A 22,149-nucleotide genomic window follows, 5' to 3' on the forward strand; every position below is an offset into this window, starting at 1 on the left:
CAAAAAAAGACACGCTCCGAAGAGTCGTGTCTTTTTCGCTGTCATTCTTTCTCATTGATGGTGAGTGTTCCTTCTGCCTTCTGTCTTGTGACATTTCCATAATCATCTTTGACAATGACTTCAATCACTGCACCTTTTGCTTTCGCAATAGATGTCGCCGTCCAGTACCCTTCATACGTTCCCGGTGCTACTTCACGAATCGGCAGTTCGGTTGTGTTTTGAAGTTTTGATCTAGCATTTGTCAGCGGCATATGAAGAACAAAGGTGGCATCTAGCTTTTCCCTGCTTTTAAATGAAATCTTAACCGATTCACCTGATGATAGATTCATATTGTCTTTTGGCGTTAATTCAGAAATGACAGGTGCATCATATTGTACATCGATGTCGACCTTTTTAGTCGTTTTGTTTCCAGCCGCATCTTTTGCTGTCACTTTGATTGTATTTTTCCCGTTCTCAAGCAGCACCCTTGCAGAATATGCCCCATCCTTTACGGTCGCTTTTTTTCCATTGACTGTGACTTGATCTAGATAATCATCCGCTACTTTCCCTTCCACCGTGAGTGATTCTCTATTAGACTTGTCGCCATTTTTCGGTGTATCAATGGTCAATGTCGGTGCTGTTTGATCGATGATCACCTTGACTGGATTGGAATGTTTTGTTGAGCCTTTATCCGTTACAGTCGCCGCCGTGAAGACATGCTCTCCACTTGGAACAGATACATTTTCTTTGAAAGTACCCGACTCATCTGATTTGACGTTGGCCACCTCTTCATCATTCTGATAAATGGCAACATCGAGACCCGGAGAAGCTGTGCCTTCAATCGTCAATTCACCTTGATTTGTTATGGTTCCTTTCTTTGGAGAAGTGATTTCTGGTACATCTGCTTCATAGTTTACGAGCGCACGAATCATATAATTCCCCTCTTCTTTCGGAGAAGGAGAGAAAGCACCGCTCGTCAGCTGCCAGCTTCTTTCAGCATTAGGGCCATCTTCATCTGTGGCAAGTCCCGGAGATTCGGTATTCTTTTTCGTTTGAATATAAACAAGATAGAAATCTCCATCCACTGTAATGGCTTGATCTTCTAAATCTACTTTTGTCCATTCACCATTACGCAGCGCATTTGCTTTTAAAGGTCCTGCGATTTTCTCACCTGGTGCGCCACCCTTCCCAGAAGCATCATATACTTCAACAGCAAATTCATCGCCTCCAGGAGCTGGCCATTCTGATGTCCAAAACCGGAAAAGACCACCTGTGACTTGTGCTTGTTTCTTTCCTTTTTCTAATGAAAACTTCACAGCCCAGCCATTGCCAGGATCGTAGAAAGCCCGTGCATTCTCAGCCGTTCCATCATCGTAGCCAATCTCCCCCGGAAAACCGATAAAAGGCTCAAGTTTAACTGACTTTTCAAGTGGCTTTTCCGTCACATCCGCTGTAAACGTATGGCCTTTAAACCCTTTTGCAAAAATTTTGACTGTATAGACACCACTTAATGCCTCTAGAGAAAATTCACCGGATTCATCTGTTTTCACCGGCTCAATTTTTGCGTCCTCCACAAGATAAACAGTTGCATTCTTCACCTTTTCACCAGTTGTTTCATTGACGACCGTGCCGGAGATCGTTCGTTTCTCTAGCGGCTGTAAGGAGAAATTCGCTTCTGCAGTTTCTTTTGATGCCACTTTGACTTTTTGGGACCGTGATTCAAAGCCGTAAGCTTCCGCTTTCACTGTCCATTCTCCTGCTCCTTGAGACAGCTGATATTTCCCTGTCGCTTCATCGGTGGAAGTTGATTTTCCGCTTTCTAGAACACTGATTTGCGCTCTCATTGGAAGAGCTTGAATAGACGGAGCATCATGACTGTTTTGCTTTTGAATGTGTACATGTTTATTTTTTACTTTAGCAGGCTTTGCCTTTTTTGGATCAACTGATTTCTTATTCTGGCTTGTGGATTTTTCTTTTTTGATTACACCTAGCTGGTTCTTGGCTTGTTGAGACAAAGCCTCATCTGTGATTTTCACATCATCTAAATAAAAGCCATCTTTAGTGACACTGCCATCTGTTCTTATCTGAAACAGGACTCTCACTTTTTGACCTTTATAAGCAGATAAATCAACTTCGCCTGCTGTCCACGCATTTGTTTTCCCCGTATAAGCTGTCACTTGAACGGCGTCTTCACCCTCTGGCTGTACATAGACATGCACATAATCATAATTGGCTTCGAGATCATGCCAGTATTGATATTGCAGGTAGGAAGAACCTGAATCTGGTACAGCAATGAGCGGCATAGACAAATTGGCGTCCGTTTTATTTTCATAAGGACTGTCTAAATTGGTGGCGTAGACATGTTCCCCGCTAAATGCTTGTTTTGGACCTGTGGACGGTTTTCCCCACTGCCACGGATCTTTTGTTCCACCACTGAACCATCCACTTGGCCATGCTTCAAAATCTTGTGAGTAGCCAGTGGTGATGGATGTTTTAATTGGAAGTGTATAAGAATCTGATGCCGCTTCATTTTCTCCAAAATCTTTCACAATCCATCGGTATGTCACGTTTTCCCCCTCAAGTTCAGGGAGCTGCACCGTATAGGTTCCTTTTAAATGATTTCCATCCGTGCGGTTGGCTTGCAACGTCTCCCACTCACCTTGATCTACTCGGTAAGTCAAAGAAACATTTGTCACTGCTATCCCATCTTCTGCAGTGATGGTTAATGGGGTTGGCGTTGCAGCAAAAATTTCATTCGGACCTTTATGTGAAAAAACAGGTGGTTCTGTATCTTCTCCTTCTTTTGTCACCTGACCTTCAATCGTACCGATTCCATTGGTTAAAGCAGTAATCGCCTCTCTTGCATCAACTAACCCTGCCCCATAACCGTTGTTAGGGGATTCAGGAAATTGCTGATCTGTCAGTGGTTTCGCTGTCTCAATGAGAATTTGCTGAATTTCATCAACAGAAAGGTCTGATTGCACTTGGCGAAGAAGAAGAACAACAGCTGAGACATGCGGACCTGCCATCGATGTACCATTCCACCCATCCTCATATCCTTTTCCCGGGATCGAAGAACGAATGTTTACTCCCGGAGCCGCAATATCTGGTTTCATTACGCCATATGGAGAAGGACCCTGAAGGGAGAAAGACCCTAACTTGTTGTCATGATCTGTTGCGCCTGTAGCAAAGGCTTCTTGATAGTTAGCAGGATTTGCAATCGAACCCGCACCACCTGGATTGAATAAATCGGTATTACCGGCTGAAAATTCTGGAAAGATGTCTGCTGCTCTCCAAGCATTCACTACATCTTTATACCAATCATCAAGACCCGGCCCACCGCCCCACGAATTATTCACAACATCGGGTGCCTTTTCTGGGTGAGGATTTCCGTTTTGATCTTTCGGGGCTAAAATCCACTCACCGGCATCTAACAGATCAGCATCTGTACCGCCATCTTCTGAAAAAGCTTTCACTGCAATCCATTCTGCTCCCGGTGCGACCCCAATTTGATTTTTTCCATCTGGCTCAGAACCAACCATTGTGCCTGTCACATGGGTCCCGTGCTCCAAGTCATCATAAGGGACTTCAGAGCCTGTCGTGGCATCATACCAATTCAGTTCATGAGATGGTTCGTTCGGACGAGCAGGATCAAACCCGCGGTATTTTTCTTTTAGCGCAGGATGATCCCATTCGACACCTGTATCAATACTTGCCACAACGGTTCCGGTCCCGTCATAGCCTAAATCCCACGCTTCTGGTGCATGCACCTGAGCAATATTCCATTCGATTCCATCTACTGCTTTGATTTGTTTGTTTGGCTTAGCATGCTTCAAATCAACAGGACGATGAAGTTGACGAGTTTCATTCGGCAGCACTTGAGCTACTTCTGGAAAAGAAGCAACCTTTTCCATCACTTCTTTTGTTGCCGTCACAGCTAGACCATTCACAATATAGTAGGAATGAATATCTTTCACTTGCTTATTCTTTTTTTCCTTTTGTAAATACGCTAGGAGCGCTTGCTGCGTTTCATCAGATGTTGCTCTCAGCTCAGATACAACGGCTGATCTTTTTGTGTACTGCGTTTTAGCCGCAGTTAATTTTTGTTTTTTTGCTTTTGATACAGCTTCTTTTGCTACTTTTTGTACATTCGTTTGTTCCTTCATTTTGACTAAGAAGGTCACCTTATCTTCCTTTTGAAACTGCTTCTTTAATCTCGAAGAAATCTTGGCTTTTGTTGTCTTAGAGGAAACGGCTTCCTCCTGATATGAGGTAGAAGTCGATTTTGCTTGAACCATCCCAAAGCTTGTCATCGTTAAAGTACCTATCACCAAAAGACTCATGAAACGATAGACGGCGGTTTTGCGAAACTTCACTTTCAATAAAATCCCTCCTCCTCAAATGGTCAAACAGTGTGTATCCTGGCCCTCCCCCTTCTTTTTGATCATGACAAGTTTCATGGTGTTCTCATTAATGTAGTCAAATAAAGTTCAACATTTTGTCGTTTTTTGTAAAGGGAATTAAAAATGATTCTTTTGACTTAAAAGGCTCAAACCAAAACACATACGATAGTTCCAAATAACACGTCGGAAACAAGACTTTTATATCAATCAGGCTCAGGATCTTCTCACCATGCAGACATAAAAAAACCCCTTCCAAAGGAAGGGGATGAATCGTGCTTGCTTATCGTTTGTTGCGGTTACGTAAGAACGTTGGGATATCCAATGTATCATCACTTGACTGTGTATTTTGTCTTGGTTGTGATGATGTTTGCTGATGTTCTTCACGTTTTACTTCACGCTTTTGTGGAATGGATTGATTTTGCTTTAATCCTTGTCCTAATGGATTTCTTTGAGGTTTTGTCACTTCCGGCTCTTGCTCAATAAAACCGGTTGCGATGACTGTGACCACAATTTCATCCTTCAAGTTATCATTAATGACAGATCCAAAGATCATGTTGACATCTTCATCAGAGGCTGATGCAACAATATCCGCTGCTTCTTGTACCTCATAAAGACTAAGGTTCGTACCACCAGTAATATTCATGATAACACCTTGTGCTCCATCAATCGCTGTTTCAAGAAGTGGTGAAGAAATGGCTTTTTTCGCTGCTTCAGCAGCACGGTTTTCGCCTGTTGCGACACCAATTCCCATAAGAGCTGAACCTTTGTTAGACATGATCGTTTTCACGTCAGCAAAGTCAAGGTTAATTAAACCTGGTGTTGCAATGAGATCTGAGATCCCTTGAACACCTTGTCTTAACACGTTATCTGCTGCACGGAATGCTTCAAGCATTGGCGTGTTTTTATCGACAATTTCAAGCAGGCGATCGTTTGGAATCACGATTAACGTATCAACTGCTTCTTTCATAGAAGCAATCCCTTCAACTGCTTGAAGCTGACGCTTTCTTCCTTCAAATGTGAAAGGACGAGTCACAACTCCAACTGTCAAGGCTCCAGAATCTTTTGCGATTTTCGCAATGACAGGTGCAGCACCCGTACCAGTTCCACCGCCCATACCGGCTGTCACAAAGACCATGTCAGCGCCTTTTAGGACTTCCTCAATTTGTTCTTTGCTTTCTTCAGCAGCTTTTTTACCGACTTCAGGATTCGCACCTGCTCCAAGCCCTCTTGTCAGCTTAGCACCGATTTGCATTTTTGTTTCTGCTTTTGATAAGTTTAACGCCTGTGCATCTGTATTCACTGCAATAAAATCGACACCCTGTACGTCATTTTCAATCATTCGGTTGACAGCGTTATTTCCGCCGCCACCTACACCGATTACTTTAATTGATGCTAGGCCGTCTATATTTGTTTCAAACTCCAACATGCTGAATCCTCCTAATCCGTCGAAAATCTAGTTCTATTCCCAGAACATATTAAATAGTTTTTTCATTTTGCCCGGTTTTTTATTTGTCTCTTGTTGCGCTTTTTGTTTCACTTTCGGTCTTGGCTGAGCTTCTTTTACTTGTGGTGTAGAAGAAACCGGCTCCATGGACGCGCCTACTTCATGAAATGCTTCATCCGGCATTTGGAATCCAACCTGTCTGCCCTGAATCTTTGCATTGCGATAAGCAAAATGGATCAAGCCCACTCCTGTCATATATTGAGGTTCCCTGACCCCAATATAATTAGGACTTGCGATTCTTACATTGTTTTGTAAGACCGTTTGTGCCAGAGAAAGGATACCTGGTATAGCTGCCTGTCCACCTGTTAGAACGAATCCGCCAGGCAAATCATGGACACCCATATTGCGTAATTCCTCTGCCACAAAAAGCAGAATCTCTTCCAATCGCGCTTCGATGATATTGGCTGCTTCAAGTTGTGTATACGTCTGTTTTTGGTCCGTACCGATGACGGAAACTTCAAATGTCTCCTCAGACGATGCCTCATCATAGAATGCATGCCCAAATTGCTTTTTGATTCGTTCAGCTTCTTCAGTGGAAGTTCTAAGTCCTATAGACAAATCTTTTGTAATGTTCTCTCCGCCCAATGGGATACTGTGAGTAGAATAGAGATGCCCGTTTTCAAATACGGATATCGTAGTAGAGCCGCCGCCAATATCGACAAGAGCTACCCCTAGATTTTTTTCATCTTTCGATAACGCTGCTGAACCCGATGCAAGTGGTTGCAAGCAAATATCCATAATTTCAATACCCGCCCGCTCTACACATCGGAGCCAGTTATGTAGAATCGTTTTAGAACCAGTGATTAACGATCCATCCACTTCTAGCCTTACACCTAGCATTTTTTTCGGATCTGTGATCTCATCTCTTCCGTCGACGATAAATTGTCTCGGAATGACGTCTACTACGAGATGTTCTTGCGGAATAGATACTACCTGTGCAGCATCCAAGACACGTCTCACATCTTCAGCATGTATTTCTTTATTTTCACTAGACACTGCGACCACGCCGCTCGTATTTTGAATATGAATGTGGTTTCCATTAATTCCGACTATCGCCTTTTGTAAAGGAAAACCTACCATTCTCTCAGCCTGTTCAAATGCTTGTCTAATAGAATGAACTGTTTCATCTATATCAACAATCGATCCTTTTTTTAACCCCTCTGAAGGGACATTTCCAACACCTATAATGTTAAGCGAATCATCCGCCATTTCTCCGACGATGACTTTTATATTGGATGTACCGATGTCAAGGCTGACGTAAATTTCATTGTTGTTCATTCTATGGCACCTCCTCACATATCAATACTTTCTATTCTATTATTTGCTGAACAACAATACAATGAATGTGTTTTTACAAGTGTGTAACAAAACTTAAAAAATCAACATTTTTTATTAGGATTACTGAAAATATTCGTTACATCATATGTATATCCTTTTTTATGACTCACTTTTTTTCTTTTTTTCTCTAGAAATTGTCCATTTTGTTAGTAGAATTCTTCGAATAACGGCGATATTTTGAAACAATCTAACACCGAATGCAAACATTCCGACTAAATACAAGTCTACACCAAGATGGACGCCCAGAAAAGCTAAACTTATTGCGAGTATAATATTAAAGAAGAAACCTGATACAAACACTAGTTCATCGTATGCCCCTTGCAGATGTGCTCTGATTCCACCAATCAATGTATCAAGCGCAGCAAGTACAGCGAGGGAAAGATAGTTAGAATACTCATTCGGTATCGTAAAATTCGTTAAGAAACCGATCGCAACTCCTATGATTAAACCAAGTACAGGAAGCCACATTAAGATTTTCCCTCCTTTACATCGTCAAGAGGCTTCAATTCATTTAATTGAATTGTACCGTCAAATGCTTTTAAATGAATTTTTTTCTTCGGCGGTCTAATACTCAAACTGAAATTTTCCTGAGCAAACAAATCACCAATATCTGATACATTTAAACGGCTGTATAATTTATCGGCCTGCTCGCTGACCATCTTAATCGTGACTGTATCACCATCTATGCTGTAACCATCCATTTTCGTCGTACCATTAATATCTCGAATAACACTGGTGTTAATCAGCCGGTGTTCATTAATGGAAATATGTTTTGCCCCAAACATATTGGCTTCGTTGATTAATTTTTTCAGAAGATCAGGTGGTATATTTTTGACTTCTTCTCCGGTAAGTTCCTTAGAAAAAAGCTGAGTAATTTCTATTTCGACTCCTTCACCCGTTACCTCTGTAAAACCAGCCTTTTCTTTCAAATCCTTCAACGTTTTTGTTAATTGTGATTCTTTGGATTGATCTTCTTGGTTGCCATACTTTTTTAGCATTTCATCATATTTATCAATTTCTTTCAACAAATCCAGTTCCTTACTTTTAGATGCAGATAAATCCTCTCTTAATTCCCAAACGTCTCGAGTATCGCGAACTTTAGGCTTTTGTAGAGAGTTAAACTGGATGGAGACCATGATGCCAAATATGACCATCAGGACTGTCAAACTAAGTAATGGCTTCTTTTTCCTCAACACCACTCACCTTTTCACATTTAATCTTTGTTTCTTAGAAGAGGATTCATACGAATATCCTTCTTTTCAATCGTCATGGAAATATGATCACTTGTCAGCTGATCAACCACCCCGCCTGCAATGTTTAATGCAGGAATTAAAACAGCTGGATCTCCAATAGCAGAAATGACAAATGGTGCTGGATGTTGAACACCATCAACCGTGACGACTGGACCGTTACAATGTATGTATGATTGGTGTGTGATTCTTTGTCCGTTTATAGCTACAGCAGATGCCCCTGATATAAATAGTTCGTTTATCACATGGAAAATGTGGCTCTCATGCACAATGTAATTATTGACATTTTGTCCACTCGGGATATAAGATGCATCTTCAAGAGATACTTTTACCCCTTTCCCTTTTACACCTATTTCTCCTGTAAACATTCTGTATTTCTCAACATCTTCCAAAACATTGAAATACTGCTCTTTTTCATTTTTCAAACCAAACTCTGTTTCTTGGACTTTTGATTGAAGACGATAAAGTTCTTTTTCAAGTTTTTGATTCGCCTTTTCTTGTTTTGTTAGCTGACTTTTCAAAGAATATTCTTTTTTCCATTGTTCGGTTCGATTGACATCTGCTTGATGCTGCTTCGTATATTGGTATGAAAAAGAAATCAGAAATCCAAGAACAAGCATTACAATTGAGAATATGACGGTTTTGCCTCTCAACGTTCATCTTCCTTTTTCTTAGATTTAAAAGCTTCAAAATACGTAGCTACTTCCATATGAATCGTACCTTTCTCAGAGGACGAAAGCTCTTTGACAATGGCAGGGTACGTCGTCATTTTATCTGCGAATGTTTTAATTGATGCAATAACGGTGTTTCCATCATTCATATAAAATTTAACGAGCCACTGATTGGAGCTAGTCGGTACGTAATATACTTCTGAGATTAGTTCCTGAATAGAAGCCGGCAGTTGATTCAGAGCTCTCACTGTTTGCTTCAATTTCTCTTTATTGTCCCAATCGACAAAAATAGGTCCTGCGTGACTTGGCGTTACTTCATCTGGCAAAGCCGTCCCGTTTTCAAGAAGCTCATAATAAAAATGTCCCTTTTGCAGATACGCAATATTTGCATACTCTTTGACAGCAATACTGACTTTATTAGGGAAATGTTTTTTGATATTGACACTTTTAATCAATTTATTTTGCTTTATATGGTCTGCTGTCATATCTTTATTTAAATTCCAAAACTCTGTCTCGCCTTCTTTAATTTGCGAAAGTTTAACGAGCTGTTTTGTTGGTACATGTTCATTACCGGTAATGGTTAAAGAAGAAATTTTACTGATTGGTGTTTGCAAATAGACAATAATTAAAACCATGATAAAAAACAGCAAAATAAAAGAGATTAATCTCCGATTCGCTTTCTGCTTCCTTTGTTCTTTAATTTTAGGGATTCGCTCTTCTATATTGACGATCTTTTCATTTTCATGATCAGGCCGCATATATACTCTTCACCTCATTCAAAGCTGCTTGTCCGCACCTTTGGATCATTCTTTATCTCATATTGATTAGAAAACAAACGGCATGAAAAAATGCCGTTTGTTTTCCTGTGATACCATCATTCATAAGTAGTAGCCTTTAATTTGCTTCACCAATAATTTCTACTTCTGTATGCATCTCTACATTGTAGTCATCTTTGATTTTCTTTTGAATGTACTGAATTAAGTCGAGCACATCTTGAGCCTTCGCCCCACCAGCGTTGACAATAAAGTTTCCGTGCATATCAGAAATTCTAGCGCCGCCAATCTGATATCCTTTTAAATTCGCCTTTTCTACAAGCTGTCCTGCATATTCAGGTAATGGATTTCGGAAAATACTGCCGGCGCATGGTTTATTATACGGTTGTGTTTCCTTGCGATAATCTTTATTTTGCTGCATTTTCTTTGTGATTTTCTCACGTTCGTCCTGTTTAAGCTTGAACACTGCTTCGAGAACAATTCCAGGGCGTTCCTTTTGAAGCACAGAAGTTCGATAGCTAAAGTTCATTTGCTCATTAGTTAACCACTCGATCGTTCCATCTTCAAATAAGACTCTCGCTTTCACAAGAATCTTGCTGATGTCAGATCCATGTGCCCCTGCGTTCATATAAACAGCGCCACCAATAGAACCTGGAATACCAGCTGCGAATTCCAATCCTGACAGCCCCTGCTTACTAAGAGACGTCGCGAGTCTTACAACTGAATAGCCTCCGCCAACTGTAATCTCTTCATCATTGACAGTTAAGAGATCAAGCCCAGCACCCAGCTTTAAAACGACCCCGCGAATTCCTTTATCAAGAACAAGTAAATTGGACCCTCTTCCAATGACCGTCCATTGAGTATCATGTTTTTTCACCTGATCCATAATTGTTTTGACAGCATCGACATCTTTAGGGATGACTAATAGATCGGCCGGTCCGCCTATTTTCATTGTCGTATGATTTGCAAGCGGTTCATTTTCAAGTACTTTACCAACTTGCGCTTCTAATAATTCATTCTTCAAGTTCTCCATATTACCCTCCGCCTTACCTCATATCATTCATCATGAAGTCGTAATTTCTTTTAACACATTATATAAACGTGTGGCCGCATCTGGTACTCCGAGTTCTTTTGTTAAACGGCTCATTTGATGTAGTTTCTCGTCATTACCAGCAATTTCATCAATTGCATGAAGCAAGCGATCTCCAGAAAGCTCTGATTCTCTTAAAACGATCGCAGCATCATGTTTTTCAAGTGATCTAGCGTTAATTTCTTGATGATTTGCGGTCACGTATGGACTTGGAATGAAGATGGTCGGAATTCCAAGTGCCGTCACTTCAGCAATCGTTGTGGCTCCCGCTCTTGCAACAATGACATCAATTGATTTTAAATACTCCGGCATTTGATGCAAGAAAGGCTTTGTGATCATATTCGGTGCTTCACCTTTTTCTTTTAATTCGTTCAGCACTTTTTCATAATGAACCTCACCTGTAATATATAAAAGCTGATAGTTCTTTGTCTTTAATTCATCTTGCATGTCAATCACTGCTCGATTGATTGGAGATGCACCTCTGCTCCCGCCAAAAATGAGAACTGTTTTTTTCTTCTCATCCAGCCCAAACTCTTTAAGAGATTTTCCCTCTTTAATAGAGACGACTTCAGAGGCTCTTGGGTTTCCCGTAAAAACAACCTTTTCTGAAGGAAAGTGTTCCTTTGCTTCTTCAAAACAGATGGCTACTTTATTCACATACCGTGCCAGAAACTTATTTGTGATGCCTGGCAGGCTATTTTGTTCGTGAATGATCGTTGGGATTTTTAGCTTAGACGCAGCATAAACAACTGGACCACACACATAACCACCTGTTCCAATAACAGCATCCGGCTTAAATTCTTTTAAATAAGATTTACTTTTTTGGACGCCCTTTAGAAACCTCATCACTGTTTTTACATTATCAAAGGAAAGCTTTCTTTTAAAACCTGAAATTTCAATTGATTTAAAAGGGATATTTTCTCTTTCTACAATTTTCTTTTCAAGCCCATTCTCAGTGCCAATATATAAAAATTCCACATCAGGATGCAGTCTTTTCACTTCTTTAATAAAAGCTAGAGCAGGATAAATATGCCCGCCTGTTCCGCCTCCACTAATAACTATACGCATTATACCATTTCCCCTCAATTTTTTTCTGCTCTGAACAAAGTATAAACCCTGTTTTAAACAACAGGGCTCCGTCAAAACCTGTAAAGAAGAGTCAATCATCATGTTTTCGAAACAGAAACTGCCATTTTCACTCTTCAAATCATTTTTTCATACTTTTGCAAAATAAAAGTCTATATGGTTTCATGAACTATCAGCACATTAATATCTAGCATATCTGCTTACATTCAAAAGTACGCCAATTGCCATCAGCATTAATGTCAGTGATGAACCGCCATAACTTAAGAATGGGAGTGTGATGCCCGTCACAGGGATGAGACCAGTGACAACTGCGATATTAATCATTACTTGAATGGCAACCATTGAGATGATACCCACTGCCAAGAAACTTCCATATAAATCTGGTGCCCCGAGGGCTATTCTAATGCCTCTCCACAATAGAACACTAAAGAGCAGCAAAATGAGTGATCCACCTATAAATCCAAGTTCTTCAGACAATATAGCAAAGATAAAGTCTGTTTGAGGCTCAGGCAAATAGAAGAATTTTTGTCTACTCTGACCTAGCCCCATTCCAAACAGACCGCCTGGACCGACAGCGTATAAGGATTGAATAATTTGAAACCCGCTGCCAAGTGGATCCTCCCAAGGATTTAAATAAGATGTAATTCGTTTTATTCGATAGGGTGCTGATAAGACAAGTGCGGCAAATCCGCTAAGCCCTAAAAGACCGAGAAAGATAAAGTGAGCGATTCTCGCACCTGAAACAAATATCATAATAATACAGGTTCCAACCATAACCGTTCCTGTACCTAGGTCCGGCTGCAGCATAATGATGGCAAATGCAGAAAACACAATGCCTAGTGCTGGGGCGAAACCTTTACGAAAGGATGTGATATTCTTTTGTTTTTCAGATAAGAATTTTGCAAGAAACGCAATCATCGCAAGCTTCATAAATTCAGAGGGCTGAATACTAAACGCACCGACACCAATCCAGCTTCTTGAACCATTTCTCTCCATACCGATACCAGGAATCAAGACAAGCACGAGGAGGAGAAAACACACTGCAATCAGTATCTTTGACCAAGTCCGCCACGTCCAATAATCGACCCGCATAATGAAAAACATTGCGATAACTCCGATTCCGGCAAACAAAAGCTGTCTTTTTGCAAAATAAAACGAATCATCAAATTTATACGATGCCCACACAGCACTTGCGCTGTACACCATAATTAAACCAATCGTCAACAAAAGTAACGTAATGACAACAAGCAAAAAATCCGGAGAAGTTTTCTTATTCGTCAAGAGACCGACACCCCAAGCATAATTTCATTTGGGCTGTCAGTCATATGAGAGACAAGCCCTTATTTAAGCATATGCACGGCGTTTACAAACATGTCTCCACGTTCTTCAAATGTTTTATGCTGATCCCAACTTGCACAAGCTGGAGACAATAAAATCACGTCTTCTTCTTCAGATATGCTAAACGCCGCAGGTACTGCTTGTTCAACATTATCGACATGTTTTACGTGATGTATTCCCAGCTCTTCACCAAGCTTCACAAACTTAGGCGCAGTCTCACCAAATGTAATTATTCCTTTTACATTCTTCATAAAAGGTTTTAATTCATCAAATTCATTGCCACGATCCAGTCCACCTGCTAGTAAAATGGTCGGCTGCTTGAAGGCAGACAAAGCTTTACTTGTTGCCAGTATATTGGTCGCTTTACTGTCATTATAAAATTTTCTATTTTGAATCGTCTCCACAAATTGCAAACGATGCTTCACTCCACTAAATGTAGTAAGAACTTGCGCAATCGCTTCGTTTGAGCAGCCTGCATTTTTTACAACACAAATAGCTGCTAGAATATTTTCTTGGTTATGCTCACCAGGAAGAACAACATCCTTGAGGTCAATGACATGTTCATTCATATAGTAGATGGCACCATCTTTAATAAACGCTCCATGTGCTACCGGCTCTTTAACTGAGAAAAACACTTTTTGCGCTTTCGAATCTTCTGCTAGTTTGACAACAGATGAATCATCTAGGTTAACCACAGCTATGTCATCTTCTTGTTGATGTGCATACACTTTCTGTTTTGCTTTTTCGTATTCTTCACGCGTGTGATGATAGTCTAAATGTGCGTCAAAAATATTTAATATTAAGCTGATTTTAGGTCTGAATTCAACGGTTCCCATTAACTGAAATGAAGAGAGCTCAGTTACGATCCATTCATCGCCCGCTGCACGCGCGGCAACTTCACTTGCGACCGTTCCGATATTACCTGCTACCAATGTTTTTTGGCTGTCTTTTTTCAACATTTCATAAATCAAAGTAGTCGTGGTCGTTTTTCCATTTGATCCGGTAATCCCAATAAAAGGAGATGAGGTCAAATGATACGCCAATTCTATTTCAGTCCAAACTGGAATTTTTCGGCGAAGCGCCTCTTGAACCATCACATTCTCATAAGGAATTCCAGGGTTCTTAATTAAAATCGTAATTTTTTTATCGTCGAACATACGAAGAGGATGACTGCCACAAATGACATCAATCCCCTTTTCAGAAAGTAACTGAGCAGGCTCGTTTTCTTCAAAAGCTTTTTGGTCATTGACCGTCACGTTTATTCCGTGTTCGTGAAGAATTGAGGCTGCCGCATATCCGCTTTTTGCAAGGCCTAGTACTAGTACATGTTCGTCTTTTAACATTTGCATCCTATTCAATTATAACCACACCTCGATGTAAATTCCTAAAACAGCAAGCAATAAACCAGCTGTCCAGAAGGTGACAACTACTCTCCACTCAGACCAGCCAACTAACTCATAGTGGTGGTGAAGCGGGCTCATCTTAAAGATTCTTTTTCCAGTTGTTTTAAAGGAGATGACTTGAAGGATAACGGATAACGTTTCAACAACAAATACTCCTCCAATAATGACGAGTAAAATCTCAAGTTTCGTTAAAATGGCAATGGCCACTATGGCACCGCCTAAAGCAAGCGATCCCGTATCACCCATAAATACTTTTGCAGGATGCGCATTAAAGACAAGGAACCCAAGGACAGCGCCTGCTACTGCTACCGAAAAGATCGCAACATCATACTGAGATTGATTCCAAGCCAATATGGCAAAAGCTCCGAATGCAATAGCAGCTGTTCCAGATAATAAACCATCAAGTCCATCCGTAAGGTTTACCGCATTAGAACCACCGACAAGCATGAAAACGACGAGGATAAAGTATGCCCATCCTAAGTCAAAGCTGACATCTGTTCCTGGAATGCGAATAGTCGTTGCAAACTCATAATAATGGAAGACTGCATAGAAAATCACAGCAATCACAATTTGCCCGATCAGTTTTTGTTTCGATGTTAAGCCAAGATTTCGCTTCATCGCTACTTTAATATAATCATCTAAAAATCCTAATAATCCGTAGCCAAGGGTGACAAATAACAATAAAAACATTTCTGGACTAATCTCAGAGAATTTGTTAATCATCACGATCGTTGTAATTGTAATAGAAAAGATAATCATAATTCCACCCATTGTTGGGGTGCCAGATTTCTTTTGGTGAGACTGAGGTCCTTCTTCTCTAATACTTTGACCAAATTTAAGCCTTCTTAAAAACGGAATAAAAATCGGGGATAAAAGAACACTGATTAAAAATCCCATTATGATTGTAAACAATATCACCTGTTCAAGCATTGTTCTTTACTCCTTCCGAATTTCCAAAGCCGTTTTCCATTAGAAAATAGCATTCATTATTATGATATTCATTCGTGTCTTTCGTATGTTGTTTTTGTACAAAATGCTTCATTTCATTACACTCTTTTCATCATTTTTAAGATTTGTTTAGATCTAAAATAGCGTCCGCTGCCACCTTGGCATCATCAAAGTCATAGACTTGATCACCAATGATTTGGTACGTCTCATGGCCTTTTCCAGCTATTAAGACTGTATCGCCCTTTTTTGCATTAGCAATGGCAAAAAAGATGGCCTGTTTCCGGTTCACAAAGCTGTGATAATAGGCGTTTGGCACGCCATTTTCCATGTCTTTCAAAATGGCTGATGGATCTTCACTTCTTGGATTATCTGATGTGAAAACAGGCTCATCTGCATATTTCACAGCGATTTGGGCCATCTGAGGGCGCTTGGTTTTATCACGGTCGCCCCCGCAGCCAACTACACAGAAAATTCTACCTTCTGTTAATTCTCTACACGTAGTCAGTACATTTTCTAAACTGTCAGGTGTGTGCGCATAATCAACGATGACTGGGAAGTCTTGATCAAAATTCACAAGTTCGAATCTTCCTTTGACTCCCTCAAGTTCTTCAATGGCACTAACGATCGTTTCAAACGTTAAGCCTGATACAATTCCTACTGATACAGCTGCTAAAATGTTATACACATTGAATTTCCCAATAAGGGCAACCGTCACATTTTTTGTGCCGATTGGGGTGATCAAATCAAATTGTGTTCCCTTTGGTTTGATTTGAATGTTCTTTGCCATTACATCTGCTTCTTGCTCTAAGCCATACGTCATAATTTCAGCAGCTGTGACTTTTTCAAAATAACTAGACGCTTCATCATCTGCATTTAAAATGGCATGCTTCGGCTTATCGTGCTGAAAGGCACTTCCGAGCTGGGAAAAGAGCAAGCTTTTTGCATGTTTATATTCTTCCATTGTGTTGTGGTAGTCCAAATGATCTTGGGTAAGATTTGTAAAAACGGCAATATCATAATCACATCCATGAACACGCCCAAGATGCAAAGCATGTGATGATACTTCCATAATGGCCGTATCTACGTCTTGATCAAGCATCTGCTTAAAGGTCTTCTGAAGGGTGACACTCTCAGGTGTTGTGTTTTTCACTTCGAGAATTTCATCGTTTACCTTCATATACATCGTACCGATTAAACCTGTTTTTTTATCGGCTTTTCTCATGATTTGCTCAATCATGTGTGTTGTAGACGTTTTCCCGTTCGTTCCTGTAATACCAATTAGATTGAGTTTATGAGTTGGCTGTTCGTAAAAAGCATCTGCCATTCTTGCAAGTGCTCTTTGAGAGTGTTTTACAATAATGACTGGTACATCTGTTATGTGAAGTGGGTGTTCTGCTACAATCGCTGCAGCCCCGCTTTTCACTGCTTTTTCAGCGTAATCATGTCCATCTACTGTATAGCCTTTTATACAGACAAAAAGACTCCCTTTTTTCACTTCTCTTGAATCCATTTCAATGGAAGTAATCTCCGGATTTTCGTTTATCAGTTCATTGTTTTCACTTTTAAAGTATGTAAGGAGTTCTTGTAATTTCATTTCATATCAAACCTCTCAAATTCGTTCACGTGCATGTCTTGTGAAAAAAACACACAGTCTATATTTTATCGTAAAAAAAAGGATACATCCAGCGTATTCCTTAAGTTTCTCTTGGAAAAAGCACACTTTATGCTCTTTTTTTAAAGCGACCCTTCTGTTTCAACAAAAAGAGGCAGCCGAATGAGTGCGGCTACCCTCTGTTCATTCTTTATTATTCATCATTTAAGTATAATCGGATCGTGGAACCTTCTTTGACCTTTGTGCCGGCAGCAGGCGATTGCTTCACCACTTTACTGCCAGTTCCTGAAGCATCAATCTTTAGATTAATCAGGAGTGATTCAAGGTCAGAAACAGATCCTCCTACAAGATTCGGTACCTCAATGGTTTTTGTGTCCAGCCATTGATACTTCTTTTCAATTTGTCCTTTTCTTTTTTTCACGCCCATTTCAGGCAGACTGTCTCGCATAATATGGCCCACAATAGGTGCTGCTACTGTCCCACCAAATTGAATCGTGCCTTTTGGGTTATCTACTGCTACATATACAACAATGCTTGGATCATCCGCAGGTGCAAACCCGATAAATGACACAATGTGGTTATTTTCCATGTACTTTCCGTCTTTTACTTTCTGTGCTGTTCCTGTTTTTCCGCCCACCCGATATCCTTCAACGAATGCATTCCGGCCAGTTCCTTGAGCGACTACACTTTCAAGGGCATACCTGATTTCTTTAGACGTCTCCGCTGAAATGACTTTCTTCTTGGCAATTGGTGATTGCTTTTTCACTACCTCTTTTGTAATTGGATCGATCCATTCTTTTGCAATATACGGCGTGTAAAGCGTTCCTCCATTTACTGCGGCTGCCACTGCAGCTACTTGTTGAATCGGCGTAACAGATACACCTTGACCAAAGGCTGTTGTTGCCTGTTCTACAGGACCAACACGATCAAGCGGGAACAAAATTCCTCTACCTTCTCCTTGAAGGTCGATTCCTGTCTTTTGACCAAAGCCGAAATTTTTAATATAAGAAAATAGTTTATCTTTTCCAAGACGGTCGCCTAGCTCGACAAATCCTGGGTTACAAGAGTTTTGTACCACTTCTAGAAACGACTGTGATCCATGTCCTCCCTTTTTCCAGCATCTGAGCCTTGCGCCATCCACTGTCACAGATCCGCTGTCAAAAAAATGATCACGTTTTAAATTTACTTTATTTTCTTCCAGGGCAGCTGCCAGTGTAATGATTTTAAACGTCGATCCTGGCTCATATGTGCTCCACACCGGTAAGTTTCGGTTAAATACTTTTGAATCAACTGATTGATAGTCAGCCGGATCAAAGTCAGGTCTGCTCGACATTCCCAGAACCTCACCATTTTTCGGATTCATGGCAATGGCAATCATGCCATCTGGGTTATATTTTGCCTGAGCATTGTCTAGTTCTCGTTCGATGATGGTTTGTACTTTTGAATCAACGGTTAATTTCATATCAAGCCCATCTTTAGGCGGTGTATAATCATCTGCTTCATCTGGCATTTTCTGCCCTTTTGCATCAGAATAAAATTTCACAGAGCCTTTTTCACCTTTTAGGTCATCATCATAGTACGCTTCTAGCCCAAGTAAGCCTTGATTATCAATTCCAGCAAAACCTAATACATGAGATAAGAAACTTCCAAACGGGTAATGTCTGATGCTGTCCTCTGCTACATAGACTCCATCTAAATCAAGCTCTCTGACTTCTTTTGCTTTTTCATGAGATACTTTTCTCCCCTCTGGGGAAATTCGTTCTATAGACGTTTTCTTGGTGACATGCTTGTACGCTTTCTCCTCAGACATATTCAGCACTGCTGCTAATTTTTTGCTTGTTTCTGCTGGGTCTTTCACCTGCCGTGGCACGACTAAAATAGAGGGAGCACTTTTGTTCGTCGCCAGCTCCACCCCATTTCGATCCAAAATATCTCCTCGTTCTGGTTCAAATGGAAGGTTACGGCTCCATGAATCTTTCGCTAAACTTGTCAGCTTCTCGCCCATAATAAACTGCACATATCCTAATCTAGTATCTATGATGAAAAAAATGATCACCCCAAACAGCAGCACGAAAAGCAATCGTTTTCTCACTGTTACACTTGACACTCGCACGCCCGGTTCACTCCTTACATATGGCTTGTTTTCATCATATGCAGGCTCGTCTTTTTATAGAACGATCTCGTCCATCGCTCAAGCAAAAGAAAAAACCTAGCAAATGATTTGCTAGGTTTTCAAGTTAATTTGGACTTTTGAAGGTCACTGTGACGACTTTATCTGAAATCTCCGCTCCACTTTTCACGCTTTGTTTGACAGCATATCCCTGTCCATTTGTTTCAATATGCACACCTGAAATAGACGCATATTGAAGAACTTCCCTTCTGGACCAGCCTGTCATATCAGGCATTTTAATGGTTTTCCCTGCTGTTTTCAAAAAGACTTTCTGGCTTTCAGAGAATTCAGAGCCCGCATTTGGCCATTGGCGTTTAATGGATAGACCGTCACCAATGACAACAGGTGATAACTTTTTGTTTTTTGCTTCTGTTTCTGCCTGTTTCACTTCTAAATCTAGGAATGACGGCATTGTTTCTTGTTTTATTTTCTGTTTGCCAGATTTTTTATCGTCTGTTTTTGTTGGTGCGATATTTAAATAAAGCAAACTATTTTTCATCACAGGGTTAAAGATTTCTGAAACAGGGGCAGAGCCTGTTTGTGTTTCAGATAGCTGAGGCTGTTGGACAGCCACATAAACGAGTAGCTTCGGATCATCTTTTGGTGCCATTCCCATAAATGAAAAGACGTAATCGTTTCTCCCTTGAAGGTAGCCGCCAGCACCGCCAATTTGTCCTGTACCCGTTTTCCCAGCGACATCAAAACCTTTGATTTGATATGGCTGTCCTGTGCCAATTTTTGAGGAAACGACCTCACCTAAAATGTCACGGACTTGCTTCGCTGTATCAGAAGAAATTGGTTTTCCTGCCACTGTTGGTTCGTGCTGTAAAATTGTTTTGTTTGTGTTCGGGTCTGTAATATGATCGATTACATATGGCTTCATCATCGTTCCACCGTTGGCAATGGCTGTCGCCGCTTCAATTTGCTGAATTGGGGTAATCGCTGACGCCTGACCATAAGCAGTCGATGCTTTGTCATATTCGTATCTGAAATTGATTTTACTAGACGCTTCGTTCGGCAAGTCTATGCCTGTTTTGTCATAGAAATGGAATTTTTGCAAGTATTGTTCGTAGCGTGTGAAACCTAGCTTTTCTTTTGCCAGTTTCGCAAAAGCTACGTTTGAAGAACGTAGAACACCTTCATGAAAATCAATTTTTCCCCAGCCATTTCCGTTGTTATGGTCTCTTACAAGACCACCGCCTACTTTATAAGTACCAGACTGATACTTGTCACTGCCTTGGTACACTCCTTCTTGGATAGCAGCAGCGAGTGTAAAAATTTTCATCGTTGAACCTGGTTCAAATGCGTAGGAAATGACATCGTTGTTATAATTCGTAATGTCGAGTTCATTTAAATTAAAGCTTGGCCGCTGTCCCATTGCAAGAACTCTTCCAGTTTTCGGATCAACGACTGTCGCAATGATTTTCTTCGGCTTATATTTTTTAGCGACCTGCGTCATACTTTCTTCAAGAAATGCTTGAATTTTTTGGTCGATGGTCAGAGTGACGTTTTTCCCGTCTTTCGGGGCAACGATGTCTTCTTTACTATTCGGAAGTGCCCATCCGCTTCTGTCGCTGTTATATGTTACATAGCCATCTTTTTCTTTCAGATATTTATTCAGAGCCTTTTCTAGACCCATTGCGCCTGACATGTCCTTCGTTGCTTCATCTAATCTAGCGTAACCGATTAAGTTCGAAGCAAACATGCCATTTGGATAATACCTCTTTGTGTCTTTTTCAAAGGCGATCCCAGGAAGTTTTAGCTTTTCAATTTTTTCCTTTGTTGAAAAACTAATATCCTTTCCGGCTTTACCAAACTCGACTTGGAATGCATCTTTTGTATTCAGACGCTTTAAAATTTCACTCTCACTCATATCAATGACCTTTGACAGCTCTTTTGCTGTCTTTTCTTTGTCAACGACATGCATCGGATGCTTTAGATCGACCGTCATTTTCTTGCTCATGATTGCAATCAGCTTATACACAGATGTATCTTCCGCAATCACATTTCCGTTTCTGTCTAAAATGGACCCTCTTTTGGCTTCAAGTGTTTTTTTCGATTGATATTGTTCATTGGCTTTTGCAGCTAACACTTGTCCATCAACGGTTCCCGTAATCTGAATATAAATAAAACGCGCAAGGATGATAAAGAAAAACAGGGCGAAGCAAATACTCGCAATTGCCGCGCCTCTGTTCATCATTTTATTCTTTTTAGGCATCGCCATGTTAATCGACCTTCTTAACATCTTTCGATATGCTTAAGCCGGCTTTTTTAGCGGCTTCAATGATTCTCTCTGGTTCGCTTAGTAAGTCTTTTTCCTTTTGCAGTTCGGTGATCTTTTTCGATTCTAATGACACTTGCTGTTCTAGCTTCTGCACTTCGATATTTGCGTGATAAACAGCAAAGGCTTTCGAAATGATGAAGATCGAGCTGCACATGAGAGCCATGACAAACATGACAAGTAAGATTTTTTCACCAAGTGTAATAGAACCTCTTCTTCTAATCACAACCGATTGACCTTGTTGCTCGGTTTGATGTTGCTTTACTTCTCTTTGGTAAGCCAAATTACTCATAAGAAACCTCC

16 protein-coding genes are annotated in these 22,149 nt (G+C 40.5%); all 16 read right to left on the reverse strand.

What is annotated here, in order from left to right:
• Positions 1 to 41 precede the first annotated feature (41 nt).
• The gene (locus N521_RS15935) at positions 42 to 4,361 is read right to left on the reverse strand and encodes a S8 family serine peptidase (protein WP_035392133.1); all 4,320 of its coding nucleotides are present in this window, start codon (positions 4,359 to 4,361) and stop codon (positions 42 to 44) included.
• Positions 4,362 to 4,662: 301 nt separating this feature from the next.
• Positions 4,663 to 5,808 carry a cell division protein FtsZ gene (ftsZ, locus tag N521_RS15940; RefSeq protein WP_007499752.1) on the reverse strand — a complete coding sequence of 382 codons (1,146 nt, stop codon included), beginning with the start codon at positions 5,806 to 5,808 and terminating at the stop codon, positions 4,663 to 4,665.
• A gap of 33 nt (positions 5,809 to 5,841) precedes the next feature.
• Positions 5,842 to 7,164, reverse strand: coding sequence for a cell division protein FtsA (gene ftsA, locus N521_RS15945; RefSeq protein WP_007499754.1), 1,323 nt, complete (start codon positions 7,162 to 7,164; stop codon positions 5,842 to 5,844).
• Between the two features lie 159 nt (positions 7,165 to 7,323).
• Positions 7,324 to 7,692 carry a small basic family protein gene (locus tag N521_RS15950; protein WP_003210988.1) on the reverse strand — a complete coding sequence of 123 codons (369 nt, stop codon included), beginning with the start codon at positions 7,690 to 7,692 and terminating at the stop codon, positions 7,324 to 7,326.
• A complete protein-coding gene (locus N521_RS15955; protein ID WP_035392134.1) occupies positions 7,692 to 8,417 on the reverse strand; it encodes a DUF881 domain-containing protein in 726 nt (241 codons plus the stop codon). The genes N521_RS15950 and N521_RS15955 overlap by 1 nt, the downstream gene beginning before the upstream one ends.
• 20 nt (positions 8,418 to 8,437) lie before the next feature.
• Positions 8,438 to 9,127, reverse strand: coding sequence for a DUF881 domain-containing protein (locus N521_RS15960; RefSeq protein ID WP_035392136.1), 690 nt, complete (start codon positions 9,125 to 9,127; stop codon positions 8,438 to 8,440).
• The gene (locus N521_RS15965) at positions 9,124 to 9,903 is read right to left on the reverse strand and encodes a cell division protein FtsQ/DivIB (protein ID WP_035392138.1); all 780 of its coding nucleotides are present in this window, start codon (positions 9,901 to 9,903) and stop codon (positions 9,124 to 9,126) included. The genes N521_RS15960 and N521_RS15965 overlap by 4 nt, the downstream gene beginning before the upstream one ends.
• Positions 9,904 to 10,039: 136 nt before the next feature.
• A complete protein-coding gene (murB, locus tag N521_RS15970) occupies positions 10,040 to 10,951 on the reverse strand; it encodes a UDP-N-acetylmuramate dehydrogenase (RefSeq protein ID WP_035392140.1) in 912 nt (303 codons plus the stop codon).
• A gap of 30 nt (positions 10,952 to 10,981) precedes the next feature.
• The gene (gene murG, locus N521_RS15975; RefSeq protein ID WP_035392142.1) at positions 10,982 to 12,076 is read right to left on the reverse strand and encodes an undecaprenyldiphospho-muramoylpentapeptide beta-N-acetylglucosaminyltransferase; all 1,095 of its coding nucleotides are present in this window, start codon (positions 12,074 to 12,076) and stop codon (positions 10,982 to 10,984) included.
• Positions 12,077 to 12,274: 198 nt separating this feature from the next.
• The gene (gene spoVE, locus N521_RS15980; protein ID WP_007499768.1) at positions 12,275 to 13,375 is read right to left on the reverse strand and encodes a stage V sporulation protein E; all 1,101 of its coding nucleotides are present in this window, start codon (positions 13,373 to 13,375) and stop codon (positions 12,275 to 12,277) included.
• A 59-nt stretch (positions 13,376 to 13,434) separates the two neighbouring features.
• Entirely contained in the window at positions 13,435 to 14,781 is a 1,347-nt protein-coding gene (gene murD / locus N521_RS15985) for a UDP-N-acetylmuramoyl-L-alanine--D-glutamate ligase (RefSeq protein WP_419465685.1), read from the reverse strand.
• A 9-nt stretch (positions 14,782 to 14,790) separates the two neighbouring features.
• Positions 14,791 to 15,765, reverse strand: a complete 975-nt coding sequence (gene mraY / locus N521_RS15990) for a phospho-N-acetylmuramoyl-pentapeptide-transferase (RefSeq protein ID WP_007499771.1) — start codon at positions 15,763 to 15,765, stop codon at positions 14,791 to 14,793.
• Positions 15,766 to 15,901: 136 nt separating this feature from the next.
• Complete coding sequence (locus N521_RS15995; RefSeq protein ID WP_035392146.1) at positions 15,902 to 17,377, reverse strand: UDP-N-acetylmuramoyl-L-alanyl-D-glutamate--2,6-diaminopimelate ligase; 1,476 nt, start codon at positions 17,375 to 17,377, stop codon at positions 15,902 to 15,904.
• A 211-nt stretch (positions 17,378 to 17,588) separates the two neighbouring features.
• Positions 17,589 to 19,508: a stage V sporulation protein D gene (locus tag N521_RS16000; protein WP_017359366.1), complete on the reverse strand. Its 1,920-nt coding sequence runs from the start codon at positions 19,506 to 19,508 to the stop codon at positions 17,589 to 17,591.
• Positions 19,509 to 19,632: 124 nt separating this feature from the next.
• Entirely contained in the window at positions 19,633 to 21,783 is a 2,151-nt protein-coding gene (locus N521_RS16005) for a penicillin-binding protein (RefSeq protein ID WP_035392642.1), read from the reverse strand.
• Positions 21,784 to 21,790: 7 nt separating this feature from the next.
• Entirely contained in the window at positions 21,791 to 22,138 is a 348-nt protein-coding gene (ftsL, locus tag N521_RS16010; RefSeq protein WP_035392148.1) for a cell division protein FtsL, read from the reverse strand.
• Positions 22,139 to 22,149: the final 11 nt, after the last annotated feature.

It is taken from the genome of Bacillus sp. UNC125MFCrub1.1, from assembly GCF_000701305.1.
GTDB classification, from domain to species: domain Bacteria; phylum Bacillota; class Bacilli; order Bacillales; family Bacillaceae; genus Bacillus; species Bacillus altitudinis.